We start from the raw sequence: 3,626 nt of genomic DNA, 5'->3' as shown, positions 1-3,626 counted from the left end.
CCCATCCCCTTGCCACCTTCGGCGAGCCCCGCCCTGGCCGGCTGCCAGGCGCGCCCGAAGTGACGAACATCGCGGTCAGGGTCGGCGATTATTCCGCCATCCTGGGCATCGTCACCGCCCGCGAAAAGCTGTTCGACCGCAACATCGATCGCATCGTCGCCGGCGAAGAAGCCGCCCTGCGCCTGACCGGCGAAGCGGCGAACTGCGCCCTGGATGCCCTGTTCGCCATCGGCAGCCCCGACACCCCGATCGGCGAATGCCGCGCCAGGCTGGAACTGACCGCGGCGCTGGCGATCGCCGCGCTGGTCGAACTGGAAAGGGCGGGCCAATGACCGAACAGCTTTTTTTCATCGTCGACATCCGGCGGGCCTGGCTGGGCGACCCCTACGTCACGCTCTGGCGCCCGCGCGCTGCTGGCTATGCCTGGCCGCTGACCTGGGCGGGCAAATACACCCTGGACCAGCTGCAGGAAGCGCCTGGCTACTATGAAAAGCGCGACGAAGATGACCGGCGGCGCTGGGCGCGCTTCCCTGTCCGCTGCGAAGATGTCGAGCCCTTGGCGATCGCGCCGCGGCCAGGCCGCATTGATGGCGACGCTGGGCCGGTCATCCCGAACAACGCCGCGATGCGTCGCCGCTTGCTGCAGATGCGGTTCCGGCTGCCGACGAACCTGACCAGCGACCTGGTCGAACTGGAAAGGACCGCCCGATGATCATCGTGAAGGTCGAACTGCATTCGGCGATCACTGGCCAGAAGACCGAACTGGCGCGCATGATGATCGACAACATCGGCGGCGATCTGAAGCGCGGAAACTACCGCGCGCGCACCTTTCGCGGGCGGTCAGCCGAAGGGCTCGACAAAGCCATGACCGCAGGCGGCGTCACCCGCGAAACCCGCGTTCTGGGTCATCGCAGGCTGGCGCTTCATGTCTGGCACCTGGTCAGCAAGGCGCTGACCGGCATGGGATACGGCGAAGAATGACCGCCGCGGTTCGCATCATCGGCGTCGACCGCGCCCGCGGCGACAGCATTCATGTCGTCCAGATCGGCCGCGGGACTCGAGTCCTCGCGACCCTCTTTTGCGGCGACGCCTACACCATCCGGCCAGGCCTGGGCTTCATGGATGCCGATGTCATGGACCCGCCCTTCGTCATCGCGACCAGCGGCGGCGGGCGCTATCGCAAGGCGCGAAAGGCGATGGATGAAGTCGCCGCGCTGGGCATTGACCAGGGCTTCGATCATTCGATCATCGACCCCGCGCTGGCCGGCGCTGTCGTTTGCTTTTGCCACAATGACCAGCTGCCCCAGCTGCTGCCGCTGATGGCCGGCCAGTTCCACCGCTTCGCCCTGCTCGACTGGACGAAGGCCGCGCCCCAGCCTGTCGCGAACAAGCACTATCGCCCCGACCGCGAATTTTTCATTCACGCCTGGAACCGCGGCTATCATCCCCAGGGCGACCTGGCCGACAAGGCGCGGTCGATCACCGCGTCACCCGATCGCGGGCTGAAGATCCGCTTCGGTCATCCAACCATCAAGCCGCCGGCGGTCATGGCGAAGATCATGCGCAACGTCGCCGGCGAAACGGTCTGCGACAGCTTCATGGGAACGGGCTCGACCGGCGTCGCCGCGGTCCAGGCTGGCAAGCGGTTCTTCGGCATCGAGCGCGACCCGCGCTGGTTCGCCGCCGCTGTCCAGCGCATCGGCGAAGCGATCGAAGGGCTGCCGCCGGCGTGACCGATCGCCCAGCCCTTGCCCTGGTCGATTGCGACGCCGCTGGCCTGGCACCCGCCAGGCCGGAAGCGATCGCCTTCGCCCGCAATTTGGCAAGAGCGCGGGCGCGCGCCATGATGGCCGCACTGATGACCGATTCGCCGCCCCGCAAATGACCGCCGCGATCCTCTATGCGCGCTATTCGACCGCCCTTCAGTCGAAGGATTCGGTCGAAGACCAGCTGCGCCTGCTACGCCAGCGCGCCGATCGGGAAGGCTGGCGGGTCATCGGCGAACAGGCCGACCCCGCGGTCAGCGGAACCATCCGCGACCGCCCAGGCCTGCAGGCCGCGATCGATGCCATCGACAGCGGCGCTGCCGCCATTCTGCTGGCCGAGAGCCTGGACCGCATTTCGCGCGACCAGGAAGACCTTGCCGGCATCTTCAAGCGCATCCGCTTCGCCGGCGCGCGCATCGTCACCCTGTCAGAAGGCGAAGTCGGGTCGATGCATATCGGGCTGGGCGGGACGATGTCGGCGCTGTTTCTCGAACAGCTGGCCGACAAGGTCAGGCGCGGCCATGTCGGCAGGGTCAGCGCTGGGCGCATCCCTGGCGGGCTGTCCTATGGCTATCGCAAGATCTTCGCCTTCGCCGCCGATGGCGAGCCCGAACGCGGGCTTAGGGAAATCGACGAAGACCAGGCGGCGATCATCCGCCGCATCTTCGCTGACTATGCCGCGGGCGAGAGCGCGACCGCGATCGCGAAGCGCCTGAACGCTGAAGGCGTCGCCGCGCCCCGCGGCGGGCAATGGCGCGCGAACACCATCGTCGGCAACCGCAAGCGCGGGAACGGCATCTTGCACAACCGCCTATATCTGGGCGAAATCGTCTATAATCGGCAGACCTTCAGGAAAGACCCCGACAGCAGGAAGCGGGTTTCCCGCATCAATGCCGCCGGCGACCAGGTCAGCCAGGCGGTTCCCGAACTGCAGATCATCGCCCCCGCGACCTGGGCGAAGGTCCAGCAGCGCCTGGATGATGCCGGCGGCGACCATCCCCAGCGCAAGCGGCAGACCCGCCTGTTCTCTGGCAAGCTGCGCTGCGCCTCTTGCGGCGGGCCGGTCATCATCGTGTCGACCGACCGCTGGGGCTGCAGCGCCTACCGCCAGGCAGGAACCTGCAGCAACGGCGCGACCGTGACCGACGCGGTCCTTCAGCGCAGGATCTGGGCGGCGATCAAGCGCGACCTTTTGCATCCCGATGTCATCGCAGCCTATCTCGACGAATTCCGTCTGGCATGGGCCGATGAACGCCGCCGCCTGATCGCAGGCCGCGCCGCCATCGATCGGCAACTGGCCGAAATCGACCAGGCCGAAGAACGCATCGCCGATGCGATCATCGCAGGCATTGCGCCCGACAAGCTGAAGGCGCGCGCCGATGAACTGGCCGCGCGCCGCGAAGCTCTGCTGGCCGACCAGGAAGACTTTCCTGAAATCGAACCGATGGTCGCGCATCCGGCCATCATTCAGGACTATCGCCGCCAGGTCGACAGCATGGCGCAGATTGTCGCCGGCGATCGCGAGGCCATGAAGCTGGCGCGGCCATTGCTCGACAGTCTGGTCGACTTCATCGAAGTGGCACCCCGAGCCGATGACCGGCGCGGCGTCGACCTGGTCCTTCATGGCGAACTGGCGACCATCCTGGGCTTCGCAGCCCCAGAACGCACAAACGCCGCCGACCCGAAGGTCAGCGGCGTTTGTATGTTAAAGATGGTTGCGGGAGTTGGATTTGAACCAACGACCTTCAGGTTATGAGCCTGACGAGCTACCGGGCTGCTCCATCCCGCGTCACCTTGTTTGGCGTTCCTCGCTCATGCGACCTGAAGGTCGCGTCGCTGCGGGCGGCCGGTCGGCCTTGC

At 66.6% G+C, this 3,626-nt stretch carries 5 protein-coding genes and 1 tRNA gene; 5 read left to right on the top strand and 1 reads right to left on the bottom strand.

Translation table 11 applies throughout. The features are described from left to right. From AX708_RS04355 to AX708_RS21330, 5 genes are all read left to right on the top strand, one after another. On the top strand, positions 1 to 332 hold a 332-nt coding region (locus AX708_RS04355), incomplete at its 5' end, for a hypothetical protein (protein WP_233999608.1). Next, positions 329 to 712 (top strand): hypothetical protein, encoded by a 384-nt coding sequence (locus AX708_RS04350; RefSeq protein WP_066527518.1) that lies wholly within the window; start codon positions 329 to 331, stop codon positions 710 to 712. The genes AX708_RS04355 and AX708_RS04350, both read left to right, overlap by 4 nt. Next, the gene (locus AX708_RS04345) at positions 709 to 981 is read left to right on the top strand and encodes a hypothetical protein (RefSeq protein WP_066527515.1); all 273 of its coding nucleotides are present in this window, start codon (positions 709 to 711) and stop codon (positions 979 to 981) included. Before AX708_RS04350 ends, AX708_RS04345 begins: the two co-directional genes overlap by 4 nt. Next, positions 978 to 1,733: a DNA methyltransferase gene (locus AX708_RS04340; RefSeq protein WP_082745488.1), complete on the top strand. Its 756-nt coding sequence runs from the start codon at positions 978 to 980 to the stop codon at positions 1,731 to 1,733. The genes AX708_RS04345 and AX708_RS04340 overlap by 4 nt, the downstream gene beginning before the upstream one ends. Positions 1,734 to 1,881: 148 nt before the next feature. Beyond that, positions 1,882 to 3,522, top strand: coding sequence for a recombinase family protein (locus AX708_RS21330; RefSeq protein WP_369815590.1), 1,641 nt, complete (start codon positions 1,882 to 1,884; stop codon positions 3,520 to 3,522). Here AX708_RS21330 and AX708_RS04325 read toward each other — a convergent pair. Beyond that, positions 3,479 to 3,555 (bottom strand) — tRNA-Met (locus AX708_RS04325). The genes AX708_RS21330 and AX708_RS04325 overlap by 44 nt on opposite strands. Between the last annotated feature and the right edge of the window lie 71 nt (positions 3,556 to 3,626).

Origin of the sequence: Erythrobacter sp. CCH5-A1, assembly GCF_001557115.1 — a bacterium.
In the GTDB taxonomy this organism is placed as follows: Bacteria; Pseudomonadota; Alphaproteobacteria; order Sphingomonadales; family Sphingomonadaceae; genus Erythrobacter.
This window is presented reverse-complemented; position numbering and strand designations above follow the sequence as displayed.